General features: G+C 51.1%; 1 pseudogene. It reads right to left on the bottom strand.

Going from position 1 to position 274, the window contains the following annotated elements:
• A pseudogene (locus AAEY88_RS13570) lies at positions 1–274 on the bottom strand (urocanate hydratase); the annotation flags it as partial.

Genomic DNA, 274 nt, shown 5'->3' with positions numbered 1-274 from the left:
CCATGCCAGAGTGCTGCGAGTAACCCATACCCACGCCGCCGCCATGATGTAATGACACCCAAGTGGCGCCGCCTGCGACATTGAGCATGCCGTTTAATAACGCCCAGTCAGATACAGCGTCCGAGCCATCTTTCATACTTTCTGTTTCGCGGTTTGGGCTGGCAACAGAGCCAGTATCCAAATGGTCACGACCGATAACGATAGGACCTTTTAACTCACCACTTTTAACCATTTCGTTAAATGCCAAGCCTGCTTTATCACGTTCACCAAGACC

Source organism: Psychrobacter sp. CAL346-MNA-CIBAN-0220 (assembly GCF_040309805.1).
GTDB lineage: Bacteria > Pseudomonadota > Gammaproteobacteria > Pseudomonadales > Moraxellaceae > Psychrobacter.
Note: the sequence above shows the minus strand (reverse complement) of the source record. Positions and strands in the feature narration are given on the sequence as shown.